We start from the raw sequence: 14,803 nt of genomic DNA, 5'->3' as shown, positions 1-14,803 counted from the left end.
CGACCGGTGCGGGGGCCGCTCGCGTGTGGGCGGCGCCGCTGCCCACCGCGCCGGCCGGCCGCCCGCGCCGGCACCCCGGGCCCTCCCGCTTCGACCTGGACCGGCTGGTCGCGCGCCCGGGCGAGGACCTCGTGGCCACCGGCGGCGACCTCGCGCCCGCCACCCTGCTGGCCGCGTACGCGCGCGGGCTCTTCCCCATGGGCCTGGGCGGCGGCGGCCGCGGGCCGCTGGGCTGGTGGTCGCCGGACCCGCGCGGGGTGCTGCTGCCGCGGCGGGTGCACGTCTCGCGCTCCCTGCGCCGGGCCCTGCGCGGCTTCGAGGTGCGCGTGGACACCGCCTTCGAGGAGGTCGTGGCCGGCTGCGCGGACCCCGCGCGCCCCGGGGCGTGGATCACCCCCCGGGTGGCGGCCGCCTACGCCGAGCTGCACCGGCTGGGCTGGGCGCACTCGGTGGAGGTCTACGCCGGCGGCGAGCTGGCGGGAGGCCTGTACGGCGTGGCGCTGGGCGGGCTCTTCGCCGCGGAGTCGAAGTTCCACCGCGTGCGCGACGCCTCGAAGGCGGCCGTGGTGGCCCTGGCGGAGCTCATGGGCGGTGACGGCTCGGGCGACGGCGCCGGTGACGGCTCGGGCGACGGCGCCGACGACGGTGCCGGCGACCGGCTCGTGGACGTGCAGTGGCGCACGGAGCACCTGGCGACCCTGGGCGTGCAGGAGGTCACCCGCCCGGCCTACCGGCGGCTGCTGGCGGCGGCGCTGGCCGCACCGGGCCCGGCCGTCTTCGCGGCGCGCCCCGACCCCTCCGTCAGCTACGACGGGGGGTAGTCTCTGCGCAGGAGCGCCCCCTCCGACGGCCCCGCGCCGCCGGGACGGTGCGCCCCCGTCTCTGCACGAACCGTGGGAAGGCCGACGTTGGGCACGCGAGACTCGGACGCGACGCGTCGTCGCCGTCCCCCCAGGGCGATGGTCGCCGGCGTCCTCGCCGGGGCCGGGTTGCTGCTGACGGGCTGCTCGGCCGCCGACTGGCCGGACGCCAGCGCCAGCAACTTCTTCCTCCCCGACCCGAGCATCGGGGCCACCAACCACACCGAGCGCACCTCCGAGCTGTGGGACGGCTCCTGGATCGCCGCCCTGGCCGTCGGCCTGCTGGTCTGGGGGCTGACGGTCTGGTGCGTCGTCGCCTACCGCCGCCGCAAGGGCGATCCCGAGCTGCCGGCGCAGACGCGCTACAACATGCCGATCGAGATCCTCTACACCATCGTCCCCGTGATGATGGTCGGGGTGCTCTTCTACTACACGGCCCGCGACCAGGCGGCCATCATCGACACCTCCGGCGAGGCCGACGTCAGCGTCGACGTCATCGGCAAGAAGTGGGGCTGGGACTTCAACTACCTCGGCGCCGACGGCCAGCCGGTGGCGTACGAGGTGGGCCGCCAGGCGGACCTGACCGGTCGCCCGGGCGACGGCGTGGAGGAGCAGCTGCCCACGCTGTACCTGCCGGTGGACCAGAACGTGCAGTTCAACCTGTACTCGCGCGACGTCGCGCACTCCTTCTGGGTCCCGGCGTTCCTGTTCAAGATGGACCTGTACCCCGGCAGCCCGAACGAGTTCCAGCTGACGCCCACCAAGGAGGGCCTCTACCGGGGCAAGTGCGCCGAGCTGTGCGGCGACTACCACTCGGAGATGCTCTTCAACGTGCGGGTCGTCTCGCAGGAGGAGTACGAGCAGCACGTGCAGGACCTCGCCGCGGCCGGCCAGAGCGGCGGCATGCCGATCGAGCTCGGCGGTGAGCTCGAGCGCGACCCGGCCGGCACCGACCCGGCGGGCGACGAGTCCAGCACGGGCAACAACAGCGTCAACGAGGCGATCGGGGAGAACGACTGATGGCGAGCGAGAGCCTCAACGCCCCGGGCGTCGCGCCCCGGGTCACGACCCGCCAGCCGCTCGGCTCCGTGGTGCCGCGCCGGCACGGCTCGGTCATCGCGGGCTGGCTGTCCAGCACCGACCACAAGGTCATCGGCAACCTGTACTTCATCACCGCCTTCCTGTGGTTCCTCATCGGCGGCGTGCTGGCCCTGCTGATCCGCGCGGAGCTCTTCGCGCCGGGCATGCAGGTGTTCAACACCAAGAACGAGTACAACCAGGCGTTCACGATGCACGGCACGATCATGCTGCTGCTCTTCGCGACGCCGCTGTTCTCGGCCTTCGCCAACGCGATCATGCCGCTGCAGATCGGCGCCCCCGACGTCGCCTTCCCGCGGCTGAACATGCTCTCGTACTGGCTGTTCCTCTTCGGCGGCCTCATCGCCGCGGCGGGCTTCATCACCCCCGGCGGTGCCGCCGCCTTCGGCTGGTTCGCCTACGCGCCGCTCTCGGACGGGATCCACTCACCCGGCCTGGGCGGCAACCTGTGGGTGATGGGCCTGGCCTTCTCCGGCTTCGGCACCATCCTCGGCGCGGTCAACTTCATCACCACCATCCTGTGCATGCGCATGCCCGGCATGACGATGTTCCGCATGCCGATCTTCACCTGGAACACCCTGATCACCAGCGTGCTGGTGCTCATGGCCTTCCCGGTGCTGGCCGCGGCGCTGCTGGCCCTGGCGGCCGACCGCGTCCTGGACGCGCACGTCTTCGAGCCCGAGTCCGGCGGCTCGCTGCTGTGGCAGCACCTGTTCTGGTTCTTCGGGCACCCCGAGGTCTACATCATCGCGCTGCCGTTCTTCGGGATCATCACGGAGATCCTGCCCGTCTTCAGCCGCAAGCCCGTCTTCGGCTACAAGGGCCTGATCTTCGCGACGATCTCCATCGCCGGCCTGTCCGTGACGGTGTGGGCGCACCACATGTACGTCACCGGCAAGGTGCTGCTGCCGTTCTTCGCCTTCATGACGATGCTCATCGCGGTGCCCACCGGCGTGAAGTTCTTCAACTGGCTCGGCACGATGTGGCGCGGCTCGCTCACCTTCGACACCCCGCTGCTGTGGAGCGTCGGCTTCCTGGTCACCTTCCTCTTCGGCGGCCTGACCGGCGTCATCCTGGGCTCCCCGCCCCTGGACTTCCACCTGTCGGACTCGTACTTCGTGGTGGCCCACTTCCACTACGTCGTCTTCGGCACGGTCGTCTTCGCGATGTTCGCCGGCTTCCACTTCTGGTGGCCCAAGCTGACCGGCAAGATGCTCGACGAGCGGTGGGGCAAGGTCCACTTCTGGATGCTGTTCGTCGGCTTCCACTCCACCTTCCTCATCCAGCACTGGCTGGGTGCGGCCGGCATGCCCCGCCGCTACGCGGACTACCTGCCCGGTGAGGGCTTCCAGACGATGAACGAGATCTCCACCATCGGCTCGTTCCTGCTGGGCGCCTCCTTCCTGCCCTTCCTGTGGAACGTGTACATCACGGCCCGCAAGGGCGAGCGGGTCACCGTCGACGACCCGTGGGGCTACGGGATGTCGCTCGAGTGGGCGACCTCCTGCCCGCCGCCGCGGCACAACTTCACCTCGCTGCCGCGCGTGCGCTCGGAGCGTCCCGCCTTCGACCTGCACCACCCCGAGGTCGCCGCGCACGACACCCCCACCGACGCGCGCAGCAAGAACATCCTCGACCACGCCCTGGGCGAGGCGGACCTGTCCGGCCGCCAGGAAGACCTGAGGGGACGCTGACCGATGAAGTCCGAGACCTGGCTGTTCTCCGGCGGGATCCTCTTCTTCCTGCCCGTGGCCTTCGTGTACGGCCTGCTGACGCAGTGGAACGAGCTGGTGGGCTTCACCGCTCTGCTGCTGACCGGTGGCCTGGCGCTGCTGGTGGGCACCTACCTGTTCATCACCGCGCGGCGCATCGACGACCGTCCCGAGGACGACCTGCGCGCCGACGTCAGCGAGGGCGCGGGGGAGCAGGGCTTCTTCCCCCCGTTCAGCTGGTGGCCGCTGTACCTCGCGGCCGGCGGTGCCATCGCCTTCGCCGGCGTGGCCGTCGGCTGGTGGCTGTGGGTCATCGGCATGGTCTTCACCGTGCCGCTGATCATCGGCTGGGTGTTCGAGCACTACGTGGGTGAGCACGCCCACTGAGGCACCACGCCTTCTGCGCGGGAGGCCCCGCACCCGGACCGGGTGCGGGGCCTCCCGCGCGTGGTGGGGGCGTCAGGGCGCGTGCGGCGCGTCCCGGGCGTGCCGCTCGGGCGGGGAGGTGCCCGCCGTGGCCGCCACCCGCACCGACGGCTCGCGCGTCGTGGTGTCCGCCGACGACCCGGCCGGCACGCCCTCGGAGGTGGCGCAGCGCACGACGCAGGAGCTCGCGCCGGGCACCGGTGCCTAGCGCGGCTCCCAGTGCACCTCCCAGCTCACCACCGGCGTGCCGCCCGGTGCGGTGCCCGGTGCGGTGCGCTCCACCGTCGCCACCCGCAGCTCCTGCGGGGCGCGCAGGGGAGCCGCGGCCGTCGCCGGTGCCGCGGGCGGGTCCTGTTCCGCCGTGCAGGCCGAGGCGCTGCCCACGGCCAGCACGGCCGCCAGGCCCAGCGCGCCCGGTGCGGGCCTCACCACTCGACCGCGCCGAAGACCTCGTCGTTCGCGTGCACGGTGCGCTCCGGAACGACCTGACCCGCGCTCAGATCGCTGCCGACCACGGCGCTGCGCGGACCGACCACCGAGCCGTTGCGCAGCAGGGAGCGGAAGACCACCGCCCCGTCCCCGAGGACGACGTCGTCGCCGATCGTCGTGGGGGCGGCCGTGCCGGTGGTGGGGTCCACCGCCGGGCGCCCGCCGCCGTGCACGACGACCCGCTCGCCGCAGGTGACCCGGTCGCCCACCGACAGGTCCGAGCCCTCCAGGGCGTGGAAGACCGTCCCGTCGCCCATCCGCTCGACGGTGCCCACGGAGGAGGGCCCGCCCTCGTCGGCGCGCAGCGCGATGCGCGAGCCCATCCGCTGCGACAGCGTGGCCAGGTCGTCCTCGAAGCAGACGTCGCCGATGACGCGGTTGCGGAAGGAGGGTTCGCGCACCTCCGGCCCCGTGCACCTCCGGCCCCGTGCACAGCGCCGACTCCACGGCGGGGGCGTCGCGGGAGACGTCGAAGGCGTTGCCGCCGGGGTCGACGTCCATCCCGCGCACCGCCCGCGGGTCCTCGGCCGCCAGGCGGGCGTACTCGCGCGCCAGGCCGGTGTTGACCTCGACGACGCCCGCGTTGAGGAGCCGGTCGGCCTCCACCAGCGGGCGCACGTCCTTGCCGGGCAGGACCATCGTGCCGCTGCGCAGCACCACCCCGGGGCCCACCCGGCTCAGCGCCGACAGGCCCGTGTCGCGCTCGAGCACGGCCCCGTCCACCAGGGCGCCGAAGCTGACGAAGACGCCCGAGTCGTCGGGGTCCGCCCCACCGGCGCCCAGGCGCGCCGGGCCGCGCACCGCCGAGCCATGCGCGAGGATCACCCGTTCCCCGAGCCGCACCCCGTCCTCGGCGCCGAGCCCGGCGCGCGCGAGGGCGCGCTGCTCGGCGCGGGAGCGCGGCACCAGCGCCTCCACCCGCACCGAGTCCTGCACGTTGGACTCCGCGCCCACGCTGATGCCCGCGCGCCGGCCCGAGAGCAGCTGCGCGAAGGGCCCGACGTAGACGCGCTCGCCCAGCCGCACCGACAGCGCCCAGCGCACCTCGGCCGTCGGGTCCACGAACGAGGCGCCCGCCGGCGCCACCTGCTGCGCACGCGCCGGCGCGGCCAGCACGGCCCCCGACAGGCACAGCACCAGCACACCGCCGCCCAGCGCCCGCCACCCTCGTCCGCCCGCCACGTCGACCCCCTCGTCCCGCGGCGCGGCCGGTGGCCGCGCGCCTGCACACCGTGTGTAGCAGTCAGGCACTACCGGTGACGGGTGGTGGCGTGTCGCAGGTCACACGCGCCCGCTCGGGAGGGGTGCGACGCGCGGTGCACGGCGGGCGACACGGCCGGTGCTGCCACCGCCTCCAGCGCGTGGACCAGCACGGGGGAGGCGCTGGGCGGCACCCGCTGTGCGCCGAGGCGCCCGACGGCTCCGGTGCGCGCGTGGCCCGCGACAGCGCCCCGACCACGCTGGCGCCGGCGGTGACCGCCTCCCCGGCGGTCTCTCCGGCAGTGGAAGCCACTGAGCGGCAGCGCGGTAGGGGTGCGCACCCTGCCGATCACCGGCGGCCGCTCCGGGCACGGCGAGCGCTGCGTCGCGCGCAGCGGCACCGAGGTCGCCGAGAGCCTGGAGGGGTCGCGGCCGACGGACGCCGAGCCGGTCGGTGGCCTCGCGGGGCGGGGAGGACGCCAGACACGGCTGCACCGCACGAGCAGCGAGGACGCGCGCCGGTTCTCCGGGGCCTGCGAGGTCGGCGACGTCGTGCGCCCCACCGGCAGCGCGCCGTCGAGGACGGCGACGGCGTCAGCGCGTGGCACGTGCGCGGGGACGAGTGGCGGGCCGGTTCCGCGCCGGCCCGAGCGCGGTGCCGGTGCGCGGGGCCGGGGGAGGGGACGACGAGGGGCCCCGGGCGGATCGCCCGGGGCCCCTCGTCGTGCTGGGTGGTGCTCAGCCGTGCAGCGTCTGCGAGGTCGCGATCGCGGCGTTGCCGCCGCGCTCCTCGATCGACGCGTGCTCCTGGCTCTCGATCTCGGTGCCGTGCTCGTGGTGCGCCGCGGCCAGCTCGCGCGGGGTCACCGGCTCCACGCGGTCCTCGAAGTAGAACTTCGACAGGCGGCGCTGGATCTTGCCGTAGACGGTGTCGGGGTTGCCGGCGTCGACGCGGTCCTCGATCTCCATCGGGCGGTGGTTCTCGTGCTGCACCAGGACCCAGCGCTCCTCCTCGGTGAGGGGGGCGTGGACCTCGATGAACTCGCCGTGCGGCAGCCGCACGATGCGGCCGGTCTCACGACCGTGCAGGGCCTTCTCGCGGTCCTTGCGCTGCAGGCCCAGGCAGATCCGCTTGGTGACGACGAAGGCCAGCGCCGGCAGGGCGAACACGGCCACGCGCAGGGTCCGGGTGATGTCGTTGATCGACAGGCCCATGATGTGCGCGATGATGTCGTTGCCGCCGGAGATGAACAGCAGCACGTAGAACGTGATCGCCATGACGCCCAGCGCGGTTCGGGTGGGGGCGTTGCGCGGGCGGTCCAGCAGGTGGTGCTCGCGGCGGTCGCCGGTCGCGGCCTGCTCGATCCACGGGTACAGCGAGCCCGCCGCCACGACGGCCAGGATGAGCACCGTCGTCGGGATGAAGATGTTCATCGAGAACGTGAACCCGAAGAGCGTGAACTCGAACCAGCCCGGCGTCAGGCGCACCGCGCCGTCGAGCCAGCCCATGTACCAGTCCGGCTGCGAGCCCGCCGTCACCGGCGAGGGGTCGTAGGAGCCGTACGCCCAGATCGGGTTGATGGTGAACAGCGCCGAGATGAGGGCGATGACGCCGAACACGATGAAGAAGAAGCCGCCGGCCTTGGCCATGTACACCGGGTAGAGCGGGAAGCCGACGACGTTGTCCTCGGTCCGGCCCGGGCCGGGGTACTGGGTGTGCTTGTGCACCACGATCAGCGCCAGGTGCACGACAATCAGCCCGAGCAGGACCGCCGGCAGCAGCAGGATGTGAATCGTGAAGAAGCGCGGGATGAAGTCCTCGCCGGGGAACGCGCCGCCGAAGAGGAAGTAGCTGATGTAGCTGCCCACCACCGGCACCGCCAGGATGATCGCCTGGGCGATGCGGATGCCGGTGCCCGAGAGCAGGTCGTCCGGCAGCGAGTAGCCGGTGAAGCCCTCGAAGACGGCCAGCAGGGCCAGCACGACGCCGATGACCCAGTTGATCTCGCGCGGCTTGCGGAAGGCGCCGGTGAAGAAGACGCGCATCATGTGCACGATCGTGGCGGCCACGAAGACCAGCGCGGCCCAGTGGTGGACCTGGCGCATGATCAGGCCGCCGCGCACGTCGAAGGAGATGCGCAGCGAGGACGCGTACGCCTCCGAGACGTGCTGGCCCGTCAGCGGGGCGTACATGCCCGTGTAGGTCGTCTCCGCGGCGCTCGGCTCGTAGAAGAACGTCAGGAACGTCCCCGTGAAGAGCAGGATCACGAAGCTGTAGAGGGTGATCTCGCCCAGCATGAACGACCAGTGGTCGGGGAAGATCTTGCGGGCGAATCCGTTGACGATCTTGCTCGCGCCGACGGAGTCGTCGGCGAAGTTGCCGACGCCGCCGGCGACCTTGTCGATGGTGCTCATCCACGCTCCCAGAAGCTCGGGCCCACGGCTTCCTGGAAGCCGTCTCTCGCCACGAGGTACCCCTCGTCGTCCACCCGGATGGGCAGCTGGGGCAGGGGCCGCCTGGCGGGGCCGAAGATCACCTTGCAGTCCTGCGTCACGTCGAAGGTCGACTGGTGGCAGGGGCACAGCAGGTGGTGGGTCTGCTGTTCGTAGAGGGCCACGGGGCAGCCCATGTGCGTGCAGATCTTGGAGTAGGCGACGATGCCGTCCACGCCCCACTCCGCCGACTTCTCCGTCAGCTGCTCCTCGTCGAGGCGCATGATGAGCACCGCCGCCTCGGCCTTCTCGTTGAGGACGTTCTCCGCCTCCTCGATGGGCTCGGGCATGACGTGCACGACGGAGCCGAGCTGGACGTCCGCGGCGCGGATGCGACCGCCCTCGGGGTCCTTGACGAGGTACATCCCGCCCTCCCACATGGTGGTGGAGAGGTCGTCGCCCGGCAGGGGACCGGTGTCGCGGAAGAAGAAGACCGCCGGCAGCGGGAACAGCGCCAGCGCGCCGACCAGCGTGTTGCGGATCAGCGGGCGGCGCCCGAGGCCCGCCTCGGCCGCGCCCTCCTTGAGGATCGCCACGGCCTCCTCGCGCTCGGCCGTGGTGCCGCGCTGGCGGTGGCGGTAGTCGATGCGCTCGTCGTCGGGCATGAGCGTCTTGGCCCAGTGCACCGCGCCGACGCCCAGCGCGAACAGCGAGAGGAACATCGACAGGCCGATGGCCTTCGTCGACAGGCTGATCGCGTCGAAGCTGCCGTCGTACTTGATCCCGATGATGGACACGACGATGCCGATCGACCCGAGGATCGACAGCAGCAGCAGCGTGGCCACCTGCCGCTCGGCCCGCTTGGCCGCCTTGGGGTCGACGTCGCCCAGGCGGTGCTTGTGCGGGGGCAGGCCCGGGTTCTCGAAGCGCTCGGGCACGCCGCCCTCAGGCTTCGCCAGGGCCGTGGACCCCCCGTGCGCCTCGCCGGCGCGTTCAATCTCGCTCATGCTCCCTGCCCGTCCGTGCGGGGCCGCGCCCCGTGCTCGATGCTGCTCGTGCCGACCACCCGCGCCCGCCGGGCCGCGCCGGTGCTCACGAGGACTTCATCCCCAGCCACACCGAGCAGCCGATGAGCAGCCCGATGCCGCCGATCCAGGCGAGCAGGCCCTCGCTCACCGGGCCCAGCGAGCCCAGGCTGAAGCCGCCCGGCTCGGGGCGCTTCTCCTCCTGGGTCAGCCACGCGATGATCGCCCGCTTGTCCTCGGGGGCGATGGTGTTGTTGTTGAAGACCGGCATGGACTGCGGGCCGGTGAGCATCGCCTCGTAGATGTGCTTGCCGGACACGCCGGTGAGGTCCGGGGCGTACTTGCCGGCGGTCAGCGCGCCGCCCTTGCCGGCGAAGTTGTGGCACATGGCGCAGTTGGTGCGGAAGATCGACGCGCCGCGCGCCAGCTCCTCGTCCGAGACGCCGGAGACGTCCAGCTCGGCCTGGGAGGGGACGGCCGGCCCCGGTGCCAGCGAGGCGATGTAGGCGCCCATCTGGTCGATCTGCTCCTGCGAGAAGCGCAGCTTGCTGACCTCCGGCGCCTGCTGCGCCGACTGCGCCAGCGGCATGCGCCCGGTGCCGACCTGGAAGTCGACCGACGCCGCGCCCACGCCGATGAGGGAGGGGCCCGCGCCGCTGCCGTCGACCACGTTGCCGCCCTGCGCGTCCAGCCCGTGGCAGGTGGCGCAGTTGGCCAGGAAGAGCGTCTTGCCTTCTTCGATGTCGTCGGCGGACGCCGCGGTCGTCGAGGCCTCCGCCGGTCGCGGGGCCAGCGCGGCGTAGAGGCCGCCGACGAGGACGAGCGCCAACGCGATCAGCACGACGACGGCCAGCGGGTGGCGCCGTCGGGCGCTGAGTGCGGTGAGGGTCCTGGTCACGGTCGGGGTGCTCGCTTCCGTCGGTGCTGTCGCGTGCGGGAGGGGTGGGCTGCTCGGTCAGCGCAGGATGTAGATGACCGTGAACAGGCCGATCCACACCACGTCGACGAAGTGCCAGTAGTAGGAGACGACGATCGCGCTCGTGGCCTCCTGGTGGCCGAAGCGCTTGGCCGCGAACGAGCGGCCGATGACCATCAGGAAGGCGACCAGGCCGCCGAGGACGTGGATGCCGTGGAAGCCGGTGGTCAGGATGAAGACCGAGCCGTAGGCGTCCGAGGCGATCGTCACGCCCTCCACGGCGAGCTCGGCGTACTCGAACACCTGCCCGGTGACGAAGATCGCGCCGAAGACGTAGGTGAGGACGAACCACTCCTGCATGCCCCAGGTGCCCACCTGCCACAGCCGGCCGCGGCGCCGCGGCTGGAAGCGCTCGGCGGCGAAGACGCCGAACTGGCACCAGAAGGAGGAGATCACCAGGATGACGGTGTTGGCCGTCGAGAACGGCACGTTGAGCACCTCGGGGCCCGTCCCGGAACCGGCCTCCCACAGCTGCGGGGCCACCGAGCGGATCGTGAAGTACATGGCGAACAGGCCGGCGAAGAACATGAGCTCGCTCGCGAGCCACACGATCACGCCCACCGACACGATGTTCGGCCGGTTCACCGAGCCGCGCGCGGGACTCGGGGTACTGCTCTGGACAGCCTGTGCACTCGCCACGCAGTCATCATGCCCCACCACCCCCGCCTGGTGCCGACCGGCCCACCGACATCGTGTCGTAGATCTCGTCACCGCCGATCGGGTGACGCCCCCGGCGGCTCCCCGGCGGGGTCCGGGCGGGGTCCGGGCGGGGTCCGGGCGGCCGCCGGCGGGCGCCCGGGCGCCGTGCCCCGGGCCCCGGGCGCGGCGGTCAGTAGGGTGCCGCCAGCCCGACCGACCCGCCGCACCCACCGGGGACCCCCATGACGCTCCCGCAGGCCAGCGCCCCCTCCGGCGCACCCACCGCGCCCGGCCGCCCGGCGCCGACCTGGCCGCGCCTGCTGGGCGAGCTGCTCGCCGGGCGCGACCTGAGCGCGGCGGACACCGCCTGGGCCATGGACCGGGTCATGGCCGGCGAGGCCGGCGACGTGCCGCTGGCGGGCTTCCTCGTGGCGCTGCGCGCCAAGGGCGAGACCAGCGCCGAGCTGACGGGCCTGGCCGACGCGATGCTCGAGCACGCCGTGCCGCTGCGGGTGCCCGGCCCCACCGTCGACCTCGTCGGCACCGGCGGCGACCAGGCGCGCACCGTCAACATCTCGACCATGGCCGCGCTCGTGCTCGCCGGCGCCGGCCACCGCGTCGTCAAGCACGGCAACCGCGCCGCCTCCTCCGCCTCCGGCTCCGCGGACGTGCTCGAGGCGCTGGGCGTGGACCTGGACCTGCCGCCGGCGCGCGTGGGGGAGGTCGCCGTGGAGGTCGGCATCACCTTCTGCTTCGCCAAGGTCTTCCACCCCGCCTTCCGCCACGCGGCCGCCGCGCGCACCGGCCTGGGGGTGCCCACCGCCTTCAACGTCCTGGGGCCGCTGACCAACCCGGCCCGCACCGACGCCACCGCCATCGGCGTGGCGGACCGGCGCATGGCCCCCCTCGTGGCCGGCGTGCTGGCCGCGCGCGGCACGGACGCGCTCGTGCTGCGCAGCGAGGACGGCCTCGACGAGCTGACCACGACCTCCCCGGCCCGGGTGTGGGTCGTGGCCGGCGGGCGCGTCGAGGAGGCCGTGGTGGACCCCGTCGCCGACCTCGGCATGGCCCCGGCGGTGCTGCAGGACCTGCGCGGCGCCGACTCCCGGCACAACGCCGCGGTGGCCCGCGAGCTGCTGGCCGGCGCGCGCGGGGCCGTGCGCGACGCCGTCGTGCTCAACGCCGCCGCCGCGATGGTCGCCGCCGGGGTGCGCGCCGGCGCCCCCGACGGGGCTCCCGGTGCCGCTGCCGACGGCGCGGCGGGCGCTCCGGCCGGGCAGCCGGCCGAGCGCCTGGCCCGGCGGCTGCCCGAGCACCTGGCCGAGGGGGTGCGCCGCGCGGAGGAGTCGCTGGACTCCGGCCGGGCCGCGGACGTGCTGCAGCGCTGGGTGGCCGCCACCCGCCGCTGACCGCCCGGGCACCGCGGGGACCGGCCCGAGCCGGCCCGGCCCGGCCCAGCCCCGCAGCGGGGCTCAGTCCAGGCCGAGGTCGAACGCGCTCTCGAGGTCGTGGCGCGAGTAGGCGCGGAAGGCGATGTTGGTCGTCGTGCGCGTGACGCCCTCCACCCTGCTGATGCCGCCGGCGATCACGTCCGCGAGCGCGTCGTGCTCGCGCACGCGCACCACCGCGACGAGGTCGGCGTCGCCGGTGACGGAGTACACCTCCGCCACCCCGTCCAGGTCGGCCAGCGCCTGGGCCGTCTCCGGGATGCGCCGGCCGTCGGTGTGCACGTTGACGAAGGCGGTGATCACCTCGGCAGCCTAGGGCGCCGTGCCCGCGGTGCCCAGCCGGTGCCGCGCCCAGCCGGCCCCGCGCACCGGCAGCGCCCACGGCGGCGCCTGCGCCCCCTCCGCCCCGGCCAGCGAGACCAGCCGCACCCCGGGCTGGTCCAGCCAGGCCAGCAGCGCGTCGGTCTCCTCCACCAGCAGCCCCGCCCGCCCCGGCCCGGGCGGCTCGACGGCCTCGCCGGTGGCCCGCAGCGCCGCCACGTGCGGCACCGGGTCCGCCCCGCGCGGGGTGACGGTCGTGCCGGCCAGGCGGCCGTGGCGCACCAGCACCAGCTCCCAGCCGCCCTCGCGCCAGCCCGGCTCGGGGGTGCACCGGCGCGCGGCGACCAGCTCGGGCAGCGCCTGCAGCGGCGCGCGGCGCTGGGCGCGCTCGGCGGTGCGCAGGAACGCCTCCAGGCGGTCGCGGGCGGCGGCCGCCTCCTCGAAGCGCTCCTCGCCGGCCAGCGCCAGCATCCGCCGCCGGCCCACCTCCAGCGCCGCCCCCGCGTCCCCGCGCAGCGAGGCGCGCACCTGCTCCACCACCCGCGCGTACCCGGCCGCGTCCTGCCCGCCGCGCTCGACGCCCAGGCAGGGCGCCCCGCAGCGGCCCAGCTCGGCCAGCACGCAGGCGCCAGGCCCGTCCGGGCGCGGCGCGCGCGGGATGCGGCGCGTGCAGCGGCGCAGCGGGTGCGCGTCGTGCAGCGCCTCCACGGCCTGCTCGGCCGTGCGCGCCGAGCGGAACGGGCCCAGGTACTCCGCGCCCGCGGCGGTGTCCTCGCGCACCTGCTTGACCAGCGACAGCCGCGGCCACGCCTCGGCGGTCAGCTTCACCCAGGTGGCGCGCTCGGGGTCCTTCGAGCGCCGGTTGTACGGCGGGGAGTGCTCGGCGATCAGCCGCAGCTCGCGCACCCGCGCCTCCAGCGGCGTGGCGCACACCACCGGCACCACCTCGGCGGCCGCGTTGACCATCTCGGTCATCCGAGCGCGCGTCTCCGAGGCGGTGAAGTACTGCGCCACCCGGCGGCGCACGTCCACCGAGGTGCCCACGTAGAGCACCCGCCCGCGCCCGTCGCGGAAGAGGTAGACCCCGGGCGCCGAGGGCAGCCCCAGCGCCAGGTGCTTCTTGGCGCGCCGGGCCGGCGGGGCGGCCGCGGCGAAGTCCTGCAGGTCCTCCAGCGTGCGCACCCCGCGGTTGCCCAGCCGCTCCAGCAGGGCGTGCAGCACCTCGACGGTGGCGCGCGCGTCGTGCAGCGCGCGGTGGTCGGGGGCCGTGGCCGTGCCGAACAGCCGCGCCAGCGTGCCCAGCTTGTGGTCGCGCGCCTCGTCGCGCCCGATCAGCCGGCGCGCCAGCGCCAGGGTGTCCACCACCTCCGGCTTGGGCCACTCCAGCCCCGCCCGGCGGCACGCCGCGGCCAGGAAGGCGGTGTCGTAGCGGGCGTTGTGCGCCACGAGCACCGCGCCGCGCGCGAACTCCAGCAGGCTGGGCAGCACCTGCGCCGCCGAGGGCGCGCCGGCCACCATCGCCGGGGTGATGCCGGTGAGGACCTGCACCGCCGGCGGGATGGGCGAGTCGGGGCGCACCAGCGTCTGCAGCTCGCCGAGCACCTCCCCGCCGCGCACCTTCACGGCGCCGACCTCGGTGATCCCGCCGTCGGCCGGGGCGCCGCCGGTGGTCTCGAGGTCGACCACCACGAACGTCGTGCCCACCAGCGGCCGGCCCAGGTCCTCGAAGCTGGCCTGCTGCGGACGGGGGGCGGGACGCACGGGCGAACGGTGCCACACCGCCCCGACAGCTCCTCGGCACCACCCCGGCGCCGCGTCCCGGCGCGCCGCTGCGGCGCCGGGACGCGCGCGGGGGTCGTGTCGGAGGCGGTGCCTAGCGTGCGCAGCGCCGGTCGAGGGACCGGCCGGGCCCCGCGGGCCCGCCAGCGTCTCGGAGGTGCCGGTGCTCATCGACTGCGACAGCTGCACGGTCCGCCCGGTGGCGTGCCCGGAGTGCGTGGTGTCCGTCCTGCTCGGCGAGCCGGGCCCGCCCCGGCTGGACGCCGAGGAGCGCGACGCGGTGCAGGTCCTGGCCCGCTCCGGCCTCGTCCCGCCGCTGCGCCTGGAACCGGGCGGCGACCGCCGCGCCGGCTGACCCGCCGCGCCGGCTGACCCGCCGCGCCGGTGCGGCCGGCGC

The 14,803-nt window shown here is 74.2% G+C and carries 14 protein-coding genes; 6 read left to right on the top strand and 8 right to left on the bottom strand.

Annotated elements, in window-relative coordinates:
- Positions 1-23 precede the first annotated feature (23 nt).
- The 4 genes from aat (at position 24) to ACRYMN_RS06600 (ending at position 4,057) form a co-directional block, all read left to right on the top strand.
- Positions 24-821: a leucyl/phenylalanyl-tRNA--protein transferase gene (gene aat, locus ACRYMN_RS06615; RefSeq protein ID WP_432493241.1), complete on the top strand. Its 798-nt coding sequence runs from the start codon at positions 24-26 to the stop codon at positions 819-821.
- Positions 822-959: 138 nt separating this feature from the next.
- On the top strand, positions 960-1,880 hold the full coding sequence (gene ctaC / locus ACRYMN_RS06610; RefSeq protein ID WP_432493239.1) for an aa3-type cytochrome oxidase subunit II: 921 nt from the start codon (positions 960-962) through the stop codon (positions 1,878-1,880).
- A complete protein-coding gene (gene ctaD / locus ACRYMN_RS06605) occupies positions 1,880-3,652 on the top strand; it encodes an aa3-type cytochrome oxidase subunit I (protein WP_432493237.1) in 1,773 nt (590 codons plus the stop codon). The genes ctaC and ctaD overlap by 1 nt, the downstream gene beginning before the upstream one ends.
- Positions 3,653-3,655: 3 nt before the next feature.
- Positions 3,656-4,057 carry a cytochrome c oxidase subunit 4 gene (locus ACRYMN_RS06600; protein WP_432493235.1) on the top strand — a complete coding sequence of 134 codons (402 nt, stop codon included), beginning with the start codon at positions 3,656-3,658 and terminating at the stop codon, positions 4,055-4,057.
- A gap of 243 nt (positions 4,058-4,300) precedes the next feature.
- Here ACRYMN_RS06600 and ACRYMN_RS06595 read toward each other — a convergent pair whose 3' ends face one another.
- The 6 genes from ACRYMN_RS06595 to ctaE all read right to left on the bottom strand — a co-directional run bounded on the left by ACRYMN_RS06595 (position 4,301) and on the right by ctaE (position 10,858).
- Positions 4,301-4,525: a hypothetical protein gene (locus tag ACRYMN_RS06595; protein WP_432493233.1), complete on the bottom strand. Its 225-nt coding sequence runs from the start codon at positions 4,523-4,525 to the stop codon at positions 4,301-4,303.
- A complete protein-coding gene (locus tag ACRYMN_RS06590; protein ID WP_432493231.1) occupies positions 4,522-4,986 on the bottom strand; it encodes an LbetaH domain-containing protein in 465 nt (154 codons plus the stop codon). The genes ACRYMN_RS06595 and ACRYMN_RS06590 overlap by 4 nt, the downstream gene beginning before the upstream one ends.
- Before the next feature lie 1,537 nt (positions 4,987-6,523).
- Complete coding sequence (qcrB, locus tag ACRYMN_RS06585) at positions 6,524-8,200, bottom strand: cytochrome bc1 complex cytochrome b subunit (RefSeq protein ID WP_432493229.1); 1,677 nt, start codon at positions 8,198-8,200, stop codon at positions 6,524-6,526.
- Positions 8,197-9,225 (bottom strand): cytochrome bc1 complex Rieske iron-sulfur subunit, encoded by a 1,029-nt coding sequence (qcrA, locus tag ACRYMN_RS06580; protein WP_432493227.1) that lies wholly within the window; start codon positions 9,223-9,225, stop codon positions 8,197-8,199. Before qcrA ends, qcrB begins: the two co-directional genes overlap by 4 nt.
- Before the next feature lie 85 nt (positions 9,226-9,310).
- Positions 9,311-10,141 carry a cytochrome bc1 complex diheme cytochrome c subunit gene (gene qcrC, locus ACRYMN_RS06575; RefSeq protein WP_432493225.1) on the bottom strand — a complete coding sequence of 277 codons (831 nt, stop codon included), beginning with the start codon at positions 10,139-10,141 and terminating at the stop codon, positions 9,311-9,313.
- Positions 10,142-10,198: 57 nt separating this feature from the next.
- Positions 10,199-10,858 carry an aa3-type cytochrome oxidase subunit III gene (gene ctaE, locus ACRYMN_RS06570; protein ID WP_432493223.1) on the bottom strand — a complete coding sequence of 220 codons (660 nt, stop codon included), beginning with the start codon at positions 10,856-10,858 and terminating at the stop codon, positions 10,199-10,201.
- 242 nt (positions 10,859-11,100) lie between these two features.
- Between ctaE and trpD the strand changes: the two genes are divergently transcribed.
- Complete coding sequence (trpD, locus tag ACRYMN_RS06565) at positions 11,101-12,267, top strand: anthranilate phosphoribosyltransferase (RefSeq protein WP_432493221.1); 1,167 nt, start codon at positions 11,101-11,103, stop codon at positions 12,265-12,267.
- Between the two features lie 63 nt (positions 12,268-12,330).
- Here trpD and ACRYMN_RS06560 read toward each other — a convergent pair whose 3' ends face one another.
- Together ACRYMN_RS06560 and ACRYMN_RS06555 are read right to left on the bottom strand one after the other, a co-directional pair.
- Positions 12,331-12,609 (bottom strand): Lrp/AsnC family transcriptional regulator, encoded by a 279-nt coding sequence (locus ACRYMN_RS06560; RefSeq protein WP_432493219.1) that lies wholly within the window; start codon positions 12,607-12,609, stop codon positions 12,331-12,333.
- A gap of 9 nt (positions 12,610-12,618) precedes the next feature.
- Positions 12,619-14,388 carry a DEDD exonuclease domain-containing protein gene (locus tag ACRYMN_RS06555; protein WP_432493217.1) on the bottom strand — a complete coding sequence of 590 codons (1,770 nt, stop codon included), beginning with the start codon at positions 14,386-14,388 and terminating at the stop codon, positions 12,619-12,621.
- Between the two features lie 175 nt (positions 14,389-14,563).
- Here ACRYMN_RS06555 and ACRYMN_RS06550 point away from each other — a divergent pair, with 175 nt between their 5' ends.
- A complete protein-coding gene (locus tag ACRYMN_RS06550) occupies positions 14,564-14,761 on the top strand; it encodes a hypothetical protein (protein WP_432493215.1) in 198 nt (65 codons plus the stop codon).
- Positions 14,762-14,803: the final 42 nt, after the last annotated feature.

The organism is Kineococcus gypseus (assembly GCF_050871305.1).
GTDB lineage: Bacteria > Actinomycetota > Actinomycetes > Actinomycetales > Kineococcaceae > Kineococcus > Kineococcus gypseus.
Note: the sequence above shows the minus strand (reverse complement) of the source record. Positions and strands in the feature narration are given on the sequence as shown.